This window comes from Streptomyces pseudogriseolus (assembly GCA_002154585.1).
Taxonomy (GTDB): Bacteria; Actinomycetota; Actinomycetes; order Streptomycetales; family Streptomycetaceae; genus Streptomyces; species Streptomyces pseudogriseolus.
Window position 1 is genome coordinate 1 of record MUNG01000131.1, and the last position, 14612, is coordinate 14612.

At 70.4% G+C, this 14612-nt stretch carries 11 protein-coding genes; 4 read left to right on the top strand and 7 right to left on the bottom strand.

Features of this window, described 5'->3' with window-relative positions:
• Nucleotides 1-1859: NHL domain-containing thioredoxin family protein (locus CCN29_RS13420; protein WP_442538355.1), on the top strand; the 1859-nt coding region annotated here is incomplete at its 5' end.
• On the opposite strand, the gene CCN29_RS13425 is transcribed toward CCN29_RS13420, so the two are convergent.
• The 3 genes from CCN29_RS13425 to CCN29_RS13435 all read right to left on the bottom strand — a co-directional run bounded on the left by CCN29_RS13425 (nt 1835) and on the right by CCN29_RS13435 (nt 5495).
• Nucleotides 1835-2092 carry a DUF6458 family protein gene (locus CCN29_RS13425; RefSeq protein WP_006134925.1) on the bottom strand — a complete coding sequence of 86 codons (258 nt, stop codon included), beginning with the start codon at nt 2090-2092 and terminating at the stop codon, nt 1835-1837. The genes CCN29_RS13420 and CCN29_RS13425 overlap by 25 nt on opposite strands.
• 126 nt (nt 2093-2218) lie before the next feature.
• Nucleotides 2219-3517, bottom strand: a complete 1299-nt coding sequence (locus CCN29_RS13430; protein WP_086681987.1) for a M18 family aminopeptidase — start codon at nt 3515-3517, stop codon at nt 2219-2221.
• 151 nt (nt 3518-3668) lie between these two features.
• Nucleotides 3669-5495, bottom strand: a complete 1827-nt coding sequence (locus tag CCN29_RS13435; RefSeq protein ID WP_006134928.1) for an acyl-CoA dehydrogenase — start codon at nt 5493-5495, stop codon at nt 3669-3671.
• A gap of 163 nt (nt 5496-5658) precedes the next feature.
• Here CCN29_RS13435 and CCN29_RS13440 point away from each other — a divergent pair, with 163 nt between their 5' ends.
• Complete coding sequence (locus CCN29_RS13440; RefSeq protein WP_006134929.1) at nt 5659-6126, top strand: SseB family protein; 468 nt, start codon at nt 5659-5661, stop codon at nt 6124-6126.
• Nucleotides 6127-6240: 114 nt separating this feature from the next.
• Entirely contained in the window at nt 6241-7221 is a 981-nt protein-coding gene (locus CCN29_RS13445) for a pirin family protein (protein WP_031018049.1), read from the top strand.
• Between the two features lie 114 nt (nt 7222-7335).
• On the opposite strand, the gene CCN29_RS13450 is transcribed toward CCN29_RS13445, so the two are convergent.
• On the bottom strand, nt 7336-9480 hold the full coding sequence (locus tag CCN29_RS13450) for an ATP-binding SpoIIE family protein phosphatase (RefSeq protein WP_031018048.1): 2145 nt from the start codon (nt 9478-9480) through the stop codon (nt 7336-7338).
• Between the two features lie 189 nt (nt 9481-9669).
• On the opposite strand from CCN29_RS13450, the gene aspS reads away from it, so the two are divergent.
• The gene (gene aspS, locus CCN29_RS13455; RefSeq protein ID WP_006134932.1) at nt 9670-11433 is read left to right on the top strand and encodes an aspartate--tRNA ligase; all 1764 of its coding nucleotides are present in this window, start codon (nt 9670-9672) and stop codon (nt 11431-11433) included.
• Between the two features lie 341 nt (nt 11434-11774).
• Here aspS and CCN29_RS13460 read toward each other — a convergent pair whose 3' ends face one another.
• From CCN29_RS13460 to CCN29_RS13470, 3 genes are all read right to left on the bottom strand, one after another.
• On the bottom strand, nt 11775-12140 hold the full coding sequence (locus CCN29_RS13460) for a PH domain-containing protein (RefSeq protein WP_006134933.1): 366 nt from the start codon (nt 12138-12140) through the stop codon (nt 11775-11777).
• Nucleotides 12141-12262: 122 nt separating this feature from the next.
• Complete coding sequence (gene metG, locus CCN29_RS13465; protein ID WP_006134934.1) at nt 12263-13879, bottom strand: methionine--tRNA ligase; 1617 nt, start codon at nt 13877-13879, stop codon at nt 12263-12265.
• 112 nt (nt 13880-13991) lie between these two features.
• The coding region (locus CCN29_RS13470) for a VWA domain-containing protein (protein ID WP_143661326.1) at nt 13992-14612 on the bottom strand (621 nt) is incomplete at its 5' end.

Below are 14612 nucleotides of genomic sequence, written 5' to 3' on the forward strand. Positions count from 1 at the left end.
AGCCAGCCGCCTCTGCCCGCGTACGCGCCCCCGAGCTCGCGGGCAGAGGCGGCTGGCTGAACACGGGCGGCGCCGCGTACACCCTCGCCGGCCTGCGCGGACGCGTCGTGCTGCTCGACTTCTGGACGTTCTGCTGCGTGAACTGCCTGCACGTCGTCGACGAGCTGCGTGAGCTGGAGGAGCGGCACCGGGACACGCTCGTGGTGATCGGCGTGCACTCGCCGAAGTTCCCGCACGAGACGGACCACGCCGCGGTGGCGGACGCCGTGGAACGGTATTCGGTCACACATCCCGTCCTCGACGACCCGGAGCTGACCACGTGGACGCAGTACGCGGTGCGGGCGTGGCCGACGCTGGTGGTCGTCGACCCGGAGGGGTACGTCGTGGCGACGTACTCCGGCGAGGGGCACGTGCCCGAGATCGAGCGGCTGGTGACCGAGCTGGAGGCCGAGCACGCGGCGAAGGGCACCCTGCGGCGCGGCGACCTCCCCCACACGCCGCCGGAGCCGGAGCCGACCGTGCTGCGCTTCCCCGGCAAGGTGCTGCGCCTGCCGTCGTCGGGGACGTTCCTGGTCACGGACACCACCCGGCACCAGGTGGTGGAGCTGGCGGAGGACGGCGAGACGGTCCTCCGGCGCTTCGGCAGCGGCGGGCGCGGCCTGGAGGACGGTCCGCCCGGCCGGGCCCGCTTCCAGGAGCCGCAGGGTCTCGCCCTGCTCCCGGACGGCGCCGTGGTCGTCGCCGACACCGTCAACCACGCCCTGAGGCGGCTCGACCCCGAGTCGGGCGAGGTCACCACGCTCGCCGGCACCGGCTCCCCCTGGCGCCCCGGGGAGGCGACGGACGGCCCGGCCCGCGCGGTGAACCTCTCCTCCCCCTGGGACGTCACCGTGTGGCAGGGCAAGCTGTGGATCGCCATGGCCGGCATCCACCAGCTGTGGTCCTACGACCCCGTCGCCGGCACCGTCGCCCGCGAGGCCGGGACGGGCGGGGAGCAACTCGTCGACGGGTCCGCGAAGGAGGCCCTGTTCGCGCAGCCGTCGGGGCTCGCCGTGACGGCGGAGGGGCTGTGGGTGGCCGACTCCGAGAGCTCCGCGCTGCGCCGGCTGGGACCGGACGGGACGGTACGCACGGCCGTCGGCGCGGGACTGTTCGCCTTCGGGTACCAGGACGGCCCCGCGGACGGGGCGCTGTTCCAGCACCCGCTCGGGGTGACCGCGCTGCCCGACGGCTCGCTGGCGGTCAGCGACACCTACAACCACGCCCTGCGCCGCTACGACCCGGCCACCGGCGAGGTGACCACCCTGGCCACCGATCTGCGCGAGCCCAGCGGCGCCGTGGTCGTCGGTGAGGACGTCGTGGTGGTGGAGTCGGCGCGGCACCGGCTGACCCGGCTGCGGCTCCCCGCGGAGGTGTTCGGTTCGCCGGAGGCCCGGCGGTCCGTCACCGAGGTCGCCGTCGGCCCCGTGCACCTGGACGTGGTCTTCACGCCCCCGCCCGGCCAGAAGCTCGACACGCGGGACGGTCCCGCGACGCGCCTGCTGGTGTCCGCCTCACCGCCCACGCTGCTGCGCAGCGGAGAGGGCGCGGGAAGTGACCTCTCCCGCGCCCTCGAGACGGACCCTGCCGTGGGGCAGGGGGTGCTGCATGTCGTGGCGACGGCGGCCGCGTGCGACGCCGACCCGGAGGTCCGCCATCCGGCCTGCCATGTGCACCGCCGTGAGTGGCGGCTGCCCGTGCACCCCGTCGTGGGAGGCACGGACCGGCTGGCCCTGGAGCTGTCCGGAGCGGACGGCGTGCACCGTGCGGGCGGCGCCGGACCGGCGGCGTCCGGTCAGGCGCCGTACCCGTCGCTGTAGCCGTCGCGGGTGTGGTGGTGCGGACGGGCCGGGTCCTCGACCACCGGGGTGGCAGGGGGAACCACGACCCGGCGGCGCCGGGCGATGCTGCTGAAGGTCGCCACGCCGATCAGTCCGACGATCATGAAGATGACGCCGACCAGGTCAAGGTTGACACCCTGCATGTCCCAGTCGGTCGCGAACGTGAGGATTGCTCCCACGGCGATGAGGATGATGCATCCGCCGAGACCCATGAGTGTCGCCTCCCTGTCCGGAGTTTCCGGTGGCACCCGGGTACCCGGAGGGGCGGCCCCCATGCGCCGGGGCACACAGGGGAGTTGACCGCCACTCAGGCGCGACCGGCAGGGAGAGCGCCCGGACTAGCCCTCCAGGAACGCCGTCAGCGCGTTCGCCAGCAGGTACGGGTCCTTGGCGCCGCACAGCTCGCGGACGCTGTGCATCGACAGGATCGCCACGCCGATGTCCACCGTGCGGATGCCGTGCCGGGCGGCGGTGATCGGGCCGATCGTGGTGCCGCACGGCATCGCGTTGTTGGAGACGAACGTCTGGAAGGGAACCCCGGCCTTCTCGCAGGCCACCGCGAACACCGCGCGCCCCGAACCGTCCGTGGCGTACCGGTTGTTGACGTTGACCTTGAGGAGCGGGCCGCCGTCGACGCGCGGGTGGTGCGTCGGGTCGTGCCGCTCCGCGTAGTTGGGGTGCACGGCGTGCCCGGTGTCGGAGGACAGGCAGACGGTGCCGGCGAGGGCGCGCGCCCGGTCCTCCAGGGAACCGCCGCGCGCGTGCACCGAGCGCTCCAGGACGCTGCCGAGCAGCGGCCCGTCCGCGCCGGTGTCGGACTGCGAGCCGTTCTCCTCGTGGTCGAAGGCGGCGAGCACCGGGATGTACGACAGCCCTGAGCCGTGTCCGGCCACGGCGGCGAGCGCGGCCGTGCCGGCGTGCACGGACAGCAGGTTGTCCATGCGCGGGCCCGCCACCAGTTCGCGGTCGCGGCCCAGGAAGGCGGGCGGCTCGACGGGGTGCACCATCAGGTCCCAGCCGGTGACCGAGCCGTCCGGCAGCCCCGCGGTCTCCTCCAGGAAGGCGATGAGGTCGCCGTCGCGGACGTCCTCGCCCAGGCCCCACACCGGCTGCATGTGCCGCTGCTTGTCGAGCTTGAGGCCGTCGGAGTTCACCGCGCGGTCCAGGTGGATGGCGAGCTGCGGGACGCGCAGCAGCGGCCGGTCGACGTCGACCAGGCAGGTCGTGCCGTCCCGCAGGGACAGCCGCCCGGCCAGGCCCAGGTCACGGTCGAGCCAGGAGTTGAGGAGCGGCCCGCCGTAGATCTCCACGGCCACCTGGCGCCAGCCGTGCGCCCCGCTGTCGGGGCGCGGCTTGACCCGCAGGGTGGGGGAGTCGGTGTGGGCGCCGACGATCCGGAAGGGCGTGTGCGCCTCGGCCCCCTCGGGGACGTACCAGGCGATGATCGCGCCGCCGCGCAGCACGTACTTGCCGCCTGCCGTGCCGTCCCAGGCGTCCGTCTCCGCGACCTGCCGGAAGCCCGCCTTCTCCAGCCGCTCGGCGGCGTTCGCCACGGCGTGGTACGGCGTGGGGCTCGCCGCGAGGAAGGACATCAGGTCGTCGGTGTGGCCGCGGTCGAAGCGGGGGGGTTCGCTCATGGGTTCACCTTAACGAGCGCGAGGGCCCGCTTCCCTGTGCGGGAGCGGGCCCTCGCAGGGGTCCGGCCGGGTCGTCCACGGGTCCCGTACCCGTCCCGTACGGGTTGCGTACGGGTCTGTACGGGGAGGTCCCGGAAGGGCCCGGAAGCGGCTAGAACGCCGCCTCGTCCAGTTCCATCAGGTCCAGCTCGACGCCCTCGGCGACCTTGCGGGCCAGGGTGACGCCCGGCAGGACGTTGGCCGCGAAGAACTTCGCCGCCGCGATCTTGCCGGAGTAGAACGCCTTGTCCTTGGCGGAGGCCGCCGGAAGCTTCTCGGCGGCGATCGCGGCGTGCTTGAGCAGCAGGTAGCCGACGACGACGTCACCGGAGGCCATCAGCAGGCGGGTGGTGTTGAGGCCCACCTTGTAGATGTTCTTGACGTCCTTCTCGGTGGCCGCGAGGTCGGTGAGCATCAGGCCGACGATGGCCTCCAGCTCGACGGCGGCCTTGGCCAGGTGCTCGCGGGCGCCCGCCAGCTCCTCGCCGCCCTCGCCGATCGCGAGGAACTTCTTGATGTCCTCGGCGAGCGAGTTCAGCGCGGCGCCCTGGTTGCGGACGATCTTCCGGAAGAAGAAGTCCTGGCCCTGGATGGCGGTGGTGCCCTCGTACAGGGTGTCGATCTTGGCGTCCCGGATGTACTGCTCGATCGGGTACTCCTGGAGGAAGCCGGAGCCGCCGAAGGTCTGGAGCGACTGGGCGAGCTGCTCGTAGGCCTTCTCGGAGCCGTAGCCCTTGACGATCGGCAGGAGCAGGTCGTTCATCGCGTGCTCGGTGGAGGCGTCCTCGCCGTTCGCCTCCTTCAGCTGGATGGCGTCCTGGACCGAGGCGGTGTACATCACCAGGGCGCGCATGCCCTCCGCGTACGCCTTCTGCGTCATGAGCGAGCGGCGCACGTCGGGGTGGTGGGTGATGGTGACCTTGGGGGCGGTCTTGTCCATGAAGTTCGCCAGGTCGGGGCCCTGGACGCGCTCCTTGGCGTACTCCAGGGCGTTGAGGTAGCCCGTGGAGAGGGTGGAGATCGCCTTCGTGCCGACCATCATGCGGGCGAACTCGATGATGCGGAACATCTGGCGGATGCCGTCGTGCTTGTCGCCGATCAGCCAGCCCTTGGCGGGGTGCTTGTCGCCGAACGTCATCTCGCAGGTGTTGGAGGCCTTCAGGCCCATCTTGTGCTCGACGTTCGTGGCGTAGACGCCGTTGCGCTCGCCCAGCTCGCCGGTCTCGAAGTCGAAGAGGTACTTCGGGACGAGGAACAGGGACAGGCCCTTGGTGCCGGGTCCGGCGCCCTCGGGGCGGGCGAGCACGTAGTGGAGGATGTTCTCCGACATGTCGTGCTCACCGGAGGTGATGAAGCGCTTCACGCCCTCGATGTGCCAGGAGCCGTCCTCCTGCTGCACGGCCTTGGTGCGGCCGGCGCCGACGTCCGAGCCGGCGTCCGGCTCGGTGAGCACCATCGTGGAGCCCCACTGCTTCTCCGTGGCGATCTTCGCGATGTGCTTCTGGACGTCGTTGCCCTCCTCGAAGAGGATGCCCGCGAAGGCGGGGCCCGAGGAGTACATCCACACGGCCGGGTTGGCGCCCAGGATCAGCTCGGCGTAGGCCCAGATGAGGGAGCGGGGCGCGGTGGTGCCGCCGATCTCCTCGGGCAGGCCGAGCCGCCAGTACTCGGAGTCCATGAAGGCCTGGTAGCTCTTCTTGAAGGACGCCGGGACGGGCGCGGTGTTGGTCTCCGGGTCGAAGACCGGCGGGTTGCGGTCGGCGTCGGCGAAGGACTCCGCGAGCTCGTTCTCGGAGAGGCGCGCCAGCTCCTCCAGGATGCTCTTCGCGGTGTCGACGTCCATCTCCTCGAACGGGCCCGTGCCGTACAGCTTGTCGCGCCCGAGTACCTCGAAGAGGTTGAACTCGATGTCGCGGAGATTCGACTTGTAGTGCCCCATGGCGACGGCTCCGTTAGAGAGGGATCGGCGAGGGACTGATTCCTCGCAACTGATTCACGTACCGACAAGTAGCTACGATGATGCTACCCGTCGGTAATAAGAAGCAACCCCGATCCGGACATCTGTGACCCAGCCCTCGCGCGGGGTCAGTAGTCTGTGCGCCATGTACGGCTACGACCAGAGTGCGGGGACCCAGCAGGGTTACGTGCCGCCGCAGCAGCAGATGCCGGGCGGGTACGGGCAGCAGCAGGCGCCGGCGTATCCCGAACCGTCCGCGCCCTCGCTCGCCGACGCCGTGCGCGCGTTCACCACGGGCCAGATGGCGGCGGAGGACTTCCAGCAGATCTTCGCGACGTCCAAGGTCTACTGCCCGCGCGGTGACAACCCCGGCTTCCTCGCCCTGCACAACACCCAGCAGCCCGTGATCCCGATGTTCACCTCCCTCAAGGAGCTGCGGCGCTACGCGGGCAAGGAGTCGAAGTACTTCGTGATCACCGGCGCCGAGGTGATCGACCTGCTGCCCACGGGCTACGGCTTCGTGCTGGACATGGAGGGCGAGCACCGGATGGTGTTCGACGCCAAGGCCGTGGAGCAGATGGTCGAGTTCGCGATGCGCCGTATGTATGGCTGACGGCCCGCCCCGTGACCGAACGGAGCCCGGAGGGAATTCCCTCCGGGCTTTGTCGGTTCCAGGTGGCAGGAAGTTCAACGCTCAACTAAAGTGGGCGTACCCGAGGAGGTACCGATGCCTGCAGTGACCGTCGAGAACCCGTTGACGCTGCCCCGTGTGACCGCTCCCGCCGATGCCGTCGCACGCCCCGTGCTCGCCGTCACGACCGCTCCCAGCGGTTTCGAGGGCGAGGGATTCCCGGTGCGCCGGGCGTTCGCGGGGATCAACTACCGCCATCTCGACCCGTTCATCATGATGGACCAGATGGGTGAGGTGGAGTACGCGCCGGGCGAGCCCAAGGGCACCCCGTGGCACCCCCACCGCGGCTTCGAGACCGTCACCTACATCATCGACGGGATCTTCGACCACCAGGACTCCAACGGCGGTGGCGGCACCATCACCAACGGCGACACCCAGTGGATGACGGCCGGCGCCGGTCTGCTGCACATCGAGGCGCCGCCGGAGCACCTGGTGATGTCCGGAGGGCTCTTCCACGGCCTCCAGCTGTGGGTGAACCTCCCCGCCAAGGACAAGATGATGGCGCCCCGCTACCAGGACATCCGCAGCGGCAGCGTCCAGCTGCTCACCTCCCCCGACGGCGGCGCGCTGCTCCGCGTCATCGCCGGCGAGCTGGACGGCCACGAGGGCCCCGGCATCACCCACACGCCGATCACGATGATCCACGCCACGCTCGCCCCGGGCGCGGAGATCACCCTGCCCTGGCGGGAGGACTTCAACGGCCTGGCGTACGTCATGGCCGGACGCGGCGCGGTGGGCGCCGAGCGGCGTCCGATCCACCTCGGCCAGACCGCGGTGTTCGGCGCCGGCGGCTCGCTGACCGTCCGCGCGGACGAGAAGCAGGACTCCCACACGCCGGATCTGGAGGTCGTCCTGCTCGGCGGCCGGCCCATCCGTGAGCCGATGGCGCACTACGGGCCGTTCGTGATGAACACGAAGGACGAGCTGATGCAGGCCTTCGAGGACTTCCAGAAGGGCCGCCTCGGCACGGTCCCCGCCGTCCACGGCATGACGGAGGAGGGCCCTCAGGAGGCCTGATCCCTCGTCACCGCAGAAGCCCTGTCCGCCCACGGACGGGGCTCCGGCGCGTCCGGCGTCGGATGGGCTTCGGGGTGTCCGGTTCGGGCGGGGCCCGGCGTAGGGCGGCCCCGGTCAGCCGGGGCCGTCACCGTTCTTCTGCTCGTAGAGCTCGAACCAGATGCTCTTGCCGCGGCCGCGGGGGTCGACGCCCCAGGCGTGGGCGAGGAGCTGGACCAGGACCAGTCCGCGGCCCGACGACGCCAGCTCCCCCGGCCGGCGCAGGTGCGGCAGGTCGCCCCCGGCGTCGGTGACCTCGACGCGGATCCGGCGGCCCTCGGAGCCGTCGGTGACCTCGGCGAGCAGCAGGGCGTCGGTCTCCGTGTGCACGAGGACGTTGGTGAGCATCTCCGACAGCAGCAGCACCGCCGAGTCCACCTGGTCCGGCGAGGACCAGTCGTGCAGCAGTTCGCGCAGCTGGTGCCGGGCCACGGCGACCCGCTCGGGCTCGGCCTGCGCCACCGTCAGCATGGTGCGGCGCACCGGTGGCCGTTCCGTGTCCTCCGCGCCGCAGCCGCAGCCCTCGCCCTCCCGGGACAGCAGCAGGACGGCGATGTCGTCCTCGCGGCGGTCGGCCAGCGGGCCGGTGGTGTGGTGGGAGGACGGGCCGTGCACCGCCTGGACCAGGGCGTCGGCCAGTTCCTCCTGGGTGCCCTTGTGCTCCTCGAGGATGGTGCGCAGGCGCTGCCAGCCGGAGTCCAGGTCGTGGCCGCCGGTCTCGATCAGCCCGTCCGTGCAGAGCATCATGGTCTCGCCGGACTCCAGCACGATCCGCGTGGTGGGGTAGTCGGCGTCCGGGTCGATGCCCAGGGGCAGCCCGCCCGCCGTGGGCCGGGTCAGCACCGTCGCGTCGGCCATGCGGATCACCGGCTCCGGGTGTCCGGCGCGGGCGACCTCGAGGACACCGGTCGCGGGATCGACCTCCGCGTACAGACAGGTCGCGAAGCGCAGGTCGGAGGGGTCCGTCTCGCCGATGCCGTGCAGGAACCGGGAGGCGCGGGAGAGCACGGCGTCGGGCCGGTGGCCCTCGGAGGCGTAGGCGCGCAGGGCTATGCGCAGCTGGCCCATCAGCCCCGCCGCCCGTACGTCGTGGCCCTGGACGTCGCCGATGACCAGCGCGAACCGTCCTCCCCCGGACTTCGGGGAGGTGCCCCCGGGCAGCGGGATGATGTCGTACCAGTCGCCGCCGACCTGGAGGCCGCCGCCGGTGGGGACGTAACGCGCGGCGACACTCATGCCGGGGATGCCGGGGCCGAGCTTCGGCATCATCGAGCGCTGGAGTCCGTCGGTCAGCGCCCGCTCGCTCTCCGCCGTGCCGGCGCGGCTCAGCGCCTGGGCCAGCATCCGGGCCACCGTGGTCAGCACCGAGCGCTCGTCGGGGGTGAACGCGACCGGGTAGGCGAACGCCGCCAGCCAGGCGCCCATCGTGCGGCCGGACGCGGTCAGCGGGAGGAACGCCCAGGACTGACGCCCGAAGCGCTGGGCGAGCGGCCAGGTGAGGGGGTAGCGGGCCTTGTACTGCTCGGGGGAGGAGATGTAGACGGCCCGGCCGGTGCGCACGACCTCGGCGGCCGGGTAGTCCGTCTCCAGCGGCATGTAGAACGGGTTGTCCGCGCCCGGCTCGTGCCCGTGGTGGCCGATGATCGTGAGCTGGTCGCCCTCCACGCCGAACACCGCGAGCCCGTCCGGTGAGAAGCCGGGCATCGACAGGTTGGCCGCGACCCGCAGCACCTCCTGCGTCGACCGCGCCTCCGCCAGCGCGCGCCCCGCGTCCAGCAGGAACGCCTCCCGTGAGCGGCGCCAGTCGCCGGTGACCGCGCTGCGCCCGGCGGGCGTTCCCGGTGTCGGCTCGGTGACCTCCTGGAGGAAGCCGGTCAGGACGTACGCCTTGCGTGAGCGGTCGTACGAGGGCTTGGAGCGGCTGCGCACGACCCGGACGACGCGGTTCTGGTCGTCCATGATCCGGATCCGGACCTCGGCGAGGGTGCCCTCGGCGACGGCGAGCTGGACCACTCCGGTGATCTCGTTCCAGTCGACGGGGTTCAGCCGGGCGCGGACCTGGGCCTCGGTGAGGGTGGCCTGCTCGCCGGGCAGCCCGAGCAGCCGGGCCGCCACGGCGTCGACCGTGACCAGCCCCGTGGCGGTGTCCCAGTGCCACAAACCGGTGTCGAGGGCGGCGAGGACGTCCCCGACGGAGGGCAAGGGCTCACCAGTGCGCATTGCTCCACTTTATGAAGATGGTGTCGAAAAGTTCCACTGAAGGTGGATGCCGTGGATGCCTGCCCGGCGGGCGGTGCGGACGCCTGCCCGAGGGGTACAGGCGGAGCGGCGATCTTGGACCGGCCGGTAGGCTTGGGGGAGTTTCACGTGAAACAACGACCCCGATCCGCGAAGGCTGGATGAACGACGATGCATCGGTACAGGTCCCACACCTGCGGCGAGCTCCGCGCCTCTGACGTCGGCACCGACGTCCGGCTGAGTGGCTGGCTGCACAATCGGCGCGACCTGGGCGGCATCCTCTTCATCGATCTGCGCGATCACTACGGCATCACGCAGCTCGTGGCGCGTCCCGGCACCGAGGCGTACGAGGCGCTCGACAAGCTCTCCAAGGAGACCGTGGTCCGCGTCGACGGCACGGTCGTCTCGCGCGGTGCGGAGAACGTGAACCCCGACCTGCCGACCGGTGAGGTCGAGGTCGAGGTCGGCGCGGTCGAGGTGCTCGGCGCCGCCGCCCCGCTCCCCTTCACCATCAACGCCGAGGACGGCGTCAACGAGGAGCGGCGCCTGGAGTACCGCTTCCTCGACCTGCGCCGCGAGCGCATGCACCGCAACATCATGCTGCGCACGCAGGTCATCTCGGCGATCCGCCAGAAGATGACCGCGCTGGGCTTCAACGAGATGACCACGCCGATCCTGTCCGCGACGTCCCCCGAAGGCGCGCGCGACTTCGTGGTCCCGTCCCGCCTGAACCCGGGCAAGTTCTACGCCCTCCCCCAGGCGCCGCAGCAGTTCAAGCAGCTGCTGATGATCTCGGGCTTCGACCGCTACTTCCAGATCGCGCCGTGCTTCCGCGACGAGGACGCCCGCGCCGACCGCTCGCCCGGCGAGTTCTACCAGCTCGACGTCGAGATGAGCTTCGTCGAGCAGGAGGACGTCTTCCAGCCGATCGAGAAGCTCATGACCGAGCTGTTCGAGGAGTTCGGCAACGGCCGTCACGTGACGTCTCCGTTCCCGCGGATCCCGTTCCGCGAGGCGATGCTCAAGTACGGCTCCGACAAGCCGGACCTGCGCGCCCAGCTGGAGCTCGTCGACATCACCGACATCTTCGAGGGCTCGGAGTTCAAGGCGTTCGCCGGCAAGCACGTGCGCGCACTGCCGGTGCCGGACGTCTCCGGCCAGCCCCGCAAGTTCTTCGACCAGCTCGGCGACTACGCGGTCTCGCAGGGCGCGAAGGGCCTGGCGTGGGTGCGGGTCGGCGAGGACGGCTCGCTGTCCGGCCCGATCGCGAAGTTCCTGACGGAGGAGAACGTCGCCGAGCTGACCAAGCGGCTCGCCCTGGCCCCGGGCCACGCGGTGTTCTTCGGCGCGGGCGAGTTCGACGAGGTCTCGAAGATCATGGGCGCGGTGCGGGTCGAGGCCGCCAAGCGCGCCGGCCACTTCGAGGAGAACGTCTTCCGCTTCTGCTGGATCGTCGACTTCCCGATGTACGAGAAGGACGAGGAGACCGGCGCGATCGACTTCTCGCACAACCCCTTCTCGATGCCGCAGGGCGGCCTGGAGGCCCTGGAGACCCAGGACCCGCTGGACATCCTGGGCTGGCAGTACGACATCGTCTGCAACGGCGTCGAGCTGTCCTCCGGCGCGATCCGGAATCACGAGCCGGAGATCATGCTCAAGGCGTTCGAGATCGCCGGCTACGACCGGGAGACGGTCGAGGACAAGTTCGCGGGCATGCTCCGCGCGTTCCGTTTCGGCGCCCCGCCGCACGGCGGCATCGCGCCCGGCGTGGACCGCATCGTCATGCTCCTCGCCGACGAGCCGAACATCCGCGAGACCATCGCCTTCCCGCTCAACGGCAACGCCCAGGACCTGATGATGGGCGCGCCGACGGAGCTGGAGGAGGCCCGCCTGAAGGAGCTGCACCTCTCGGTGCGGAAGCCGCAGCCGAAGTAGTCGCGGCGTAGCGTCGACGGGCCCGGAACCTGCTCGGTTCCGGGCCCGTCGCCTTAGCCTGCCGTAGGCGGGCCTACGAGGGTGGGCCGCCTACGATTTCTTCTCCTCGAAGAGCGTCCCGTGCCCCGGGAAGCGGGTGACGACGTCCTGCATCAGCTTCCTCCAGTTCTCCCTGGCCGGCGTGATTCCAGCCCGACTTCCACCACCTCGAACCAGTACCTCGTAGTGTCCGGTTCCAGGGCCACGAGTCCGCGGGCGACCGTTTCCCGTATGGCGGCGGTTCTCCGGCCCGAGGTGACCCGCGGTGGACGCGCTGACCTCGGAGCTGGTCTTCGGTGGGGTTACCGGGCGACGAACTGGGTGAGGATGGCCTGGACCTCGTAGATGTCGACGCCCTTGGTGAACGTCTTCTGGAGCGGGGTCGGGGAGCCCGAGAGCCAGATCTTCAGTTCGGCGTCGAGGTCGAACGTGCCGGCGGTCTCCACGGCGAAGTGGGTGATGCTGCGGTACGGGATCGAGTGGTACTCGACCTTCTTGCCGGTGATCCCCTGCTTGTCGACCAGGATCAGGCGGCGGTCGGTGAACAGTATGGTGTCGCGGATCAGCAGGAACGCCGCGTGCACCTGCTCGCCGTGGCCGAGCAGACGGGCGTAGTCCTGCTGGGCCTGGACCGGGTCGACGGTGTGCGCGTTGCCGAAGAGCGCCATGGATGAAACCCCCCACGTGAGTGGCGGTGACCGCATGTCGACCGCCTTCACATGATCTTCGCAAAGGCAGGGGCCCGGGAGAAGATGCCTCCTTCTCCCGGGCCCCTGCTGTAGCGAGCGTGTTACGCGGTCGGCTTCTCCTCGAGACGCGGGAACAGGACCGCGCCCTTGGTGACCGTCGAGCCGGCGGGCAGCAGGCCCCAGGCGCCGGCCTCCTGGACCCTCTGGTCCGCGAGGGCGCCGAGGGACGGCTCCGCGCCGAGGGACTCCCACAGCTTCTGGGAGGTCTCCGGCATGACCGGGTTCAGCAGGACCGCCACCGCGCGCAGGGACTCCGCGGCCGTGTAGAGGATCGTCGCCAGGCGGGCCTTGCCCTCGGGCGAGTCGTCCTTGGCGACCTTCCACGGCTCCTGCTCCGTGATGTAGCCGTTGACCTGCTTCACGAAGTCGAAGACCGCCAGGATGCCGCCCTGGAAGTCCAGCTCCTCGCCGATCTTCCGGTCGGCCTCCGCGACCGCCTTCGCCAGGCCGTCGTGGACCGCCTGCTCCGCGTCGCCGTCGGCCGTCGCGGCCGGCAGCTCGCCGCCGAAGTACTTGCCGACCATCGCCGCCACGCGGGAGGCGAGGTTGCCGTAGTCGTTGGCCAGCTCGCTGGTGTAGCGGGCGGAGAAGTCCTCCCAGGAGAAGCTGCCGTCCTGGCCGAAGGCGATGGCCCGCAGGAAGTACCAGCGGTACGCGTCCACGCCGAAGTGCGACGTCAGGTCCTGCGGCTTGATGCCGGTCAGGTTGGACTTGCTCATCTTCTCGCCGCCGACCATCAGCCAGCCGTTCGCGGCGACCTTGCCCGGCAGCGGCAGGCCCTGCGCCATCAGCATGGCCGGCCAGATGATCGCGTGGAAGCGGAGGATGTCCTTGCCCACCAGGTGCACGTCGGCGGGGAACGTCGACTCGAACTTCTCCGGGTTCTCGTTGTAGCCGACCGCCGTGGCGTAGTTCAGCAGGGCGTCGACCCACACGTAGATCACGTGCTTGTCGTCCCACGGGACCTTGACGCCCCAGTCGAACGTCGAGCGGGAGATCGAGAGGTCCTGGAGGCCCTGGCGGACGAAGTTCACGACCTCGTTGCGCGCGGACTCGGGCTGGATGAAGCCCGGGTTGGCCTCGTAGTGCGCGAGGAGCTTCTCGCTGTACTCGCTGAGCTTGAAGAAGTAGTTCTCCTCGCTGAGGATCTCCACCGGCTTCTTGTGGATGGAGCACAGCTTCTGGCCCGCGTACTCGCCCTCGCCGTCGAGCAGCTCACCCGGGAGCTTGTACTCCTCACAGCCCACGCAGTACGGGCCCTCGTAGCCGCCCTTGTAGATCTCGCCCTTGTCGTACAGGTCCTGCACGAACTCCTGGACGCGGTCGGTGTGCCGCTTCTGCGTGGTGCGGATGAAGTCGTCGTTCGCGATGTCGAGGTGCTCCCACAGGGGCTGCCAGGCCTCCGTGACGAGCTTGTCGGCCCAGGCCTGCGGGGTGACCCCGTTCGCCTCGGCCGTGCGCATGATCTTCTGACCGTGCTCGTCCGTGCCGGTGAGGTACCACACCTTCTCGCCACGCTGGCGGTGCCAGCGGGTGAGCACGTCGCCTGCGACGGTCGTGTAGGCGTGGCCCAGGTGAGGAGCGTCGTTGACGTAGTAGATGGGGGTCGTGACGTAGAACGCCTTCGCCCCCTGCTTCTCTGATCCAGTGGCCGCCATGGTCGAAATCCTACTGGTCCTGGGGAGATCGACTCACACGCGTTTCGGGGGGTGGACGGGGGGTGGACGGTGGTTCCGTCCACCCCCCGGGGGTGTGTGAGGGAGGGGTTCCCTACGGGCGCCAGGACGCCAGGACGCCCTCGTACAGCTCCGTGTCCGTGAGCTCGCGCGGGGTGGGGCCCGCGTGGAAGAAGGAAGTGTTCTCCGTCTTCAGCTTGCGCAGGTAGTCGAACGCCTTGTTGTCGTGCTCACCGAAGGCGACGAAGGAGAAGAACACGTCGGGGTGGCTCTTCGCGGCGTCCGTGAGGGCCTTGGTGGCCGGGGTCTTGGCGTCCGGGGCACCGTCCGTCTGGAAGATCACCAGGGCGGGGGTGCCGGCGGGCTCCTTCGCGTGCTGGGCCAGGACGGCCTCCACGGCGGCGTGGTAGCTGGTACGGCCCATACGGCCCAGCCCTGCGTGCAGGTCGTCGATCTTGTCCTCGTGGTCGGTGAGGGTCAGCTCGCCCGTGCCGTCCAGCTCGGTGGAGAAGAAGGTGACGTGGACGGTCGCCTCGGGGTCGAGGTGCGCGGCGAGGGCGAGGGTTTGCTCGCCCAGGGCCTGGGCGGAGCCGTCCTTGTAGTACGGGCGCATGGAGGCGGAGCGGTCGAGGACCAGGTGGATCTTGGCGCGGGCGCCGGTGAGGTTGTTGTTCGCCAGGGCGGTGGCGGCGGCGTTGTAGGCGGTGGTGAGGGT

Excerpts from the sequence above, each read along its gene's own strand:
- CCN29_RS13450 (WP_031018048.1), bottom strand. The coding sequence starts at position 9,480 with ATGCGCACTGGTGAGCCCTTGCCCTCCGTCGGGGACGTCCTCGCCGCC.
- aspS (WP_006134932.1), top strand. The coding sequence starts at position 9,670 with ATGCATCGGTACAGGTCCCACACCTGCGGCGAGCTCCGCGCCTCTGAC.
- CCN29_RS13440 (WP_006134929.1), top strand. The coding sequence starts at position 5,659 with ATGTACGGCTACGACCAGAGTGCGGGGACCCAGCAGGGTTACGTGCCG.
- CCN29_RS13445 (WP_031018049.1), top strand. The coding sequence starts at position 6,241 with ATGCCTGCAGTGACCGTCGAGAACCCGTTGACGCTGCCCCGTGTGACC.
- CCN29_RS13435 (WP_006134928.1), bottom strand. The coding sequence starts at position 5,495 with ATGGGGCACTACAAGTCGAATCTCCGCGACATCGAGTTCAACCTCTTC.
- metG (WP_006134934.1), bottom strand. The coding sequence starts at position 13,879 with ATGGCGGCCACTGGATCAGAGAAGCAGGGGGCGAAGGCGTTCTACGTC.
- CCN29_RS13430 (WP_086681987.1), bottom strand. The coding sequence starts at position 3,517 with ATGAGCGAACCCCCCCGCTTCGACCGCGGCCACACCGACGACCTGATG.
- CCN29_RS13425 (WP_006134925.1), bottom strand. The coding sequence starts at position 2,092 with ATGGGTCTCGGCGGATGCATCATCCTCATCGCCGTGGGAGCAATCCTC.
- CCN29_RS13460 (WP_006134933.1), bottom strand. The coding sequence starts at position 12,140 with ATGGCGCTCTTCGGCAACGCGCACACCGTCGACCCGGTCCAGGCCCAG.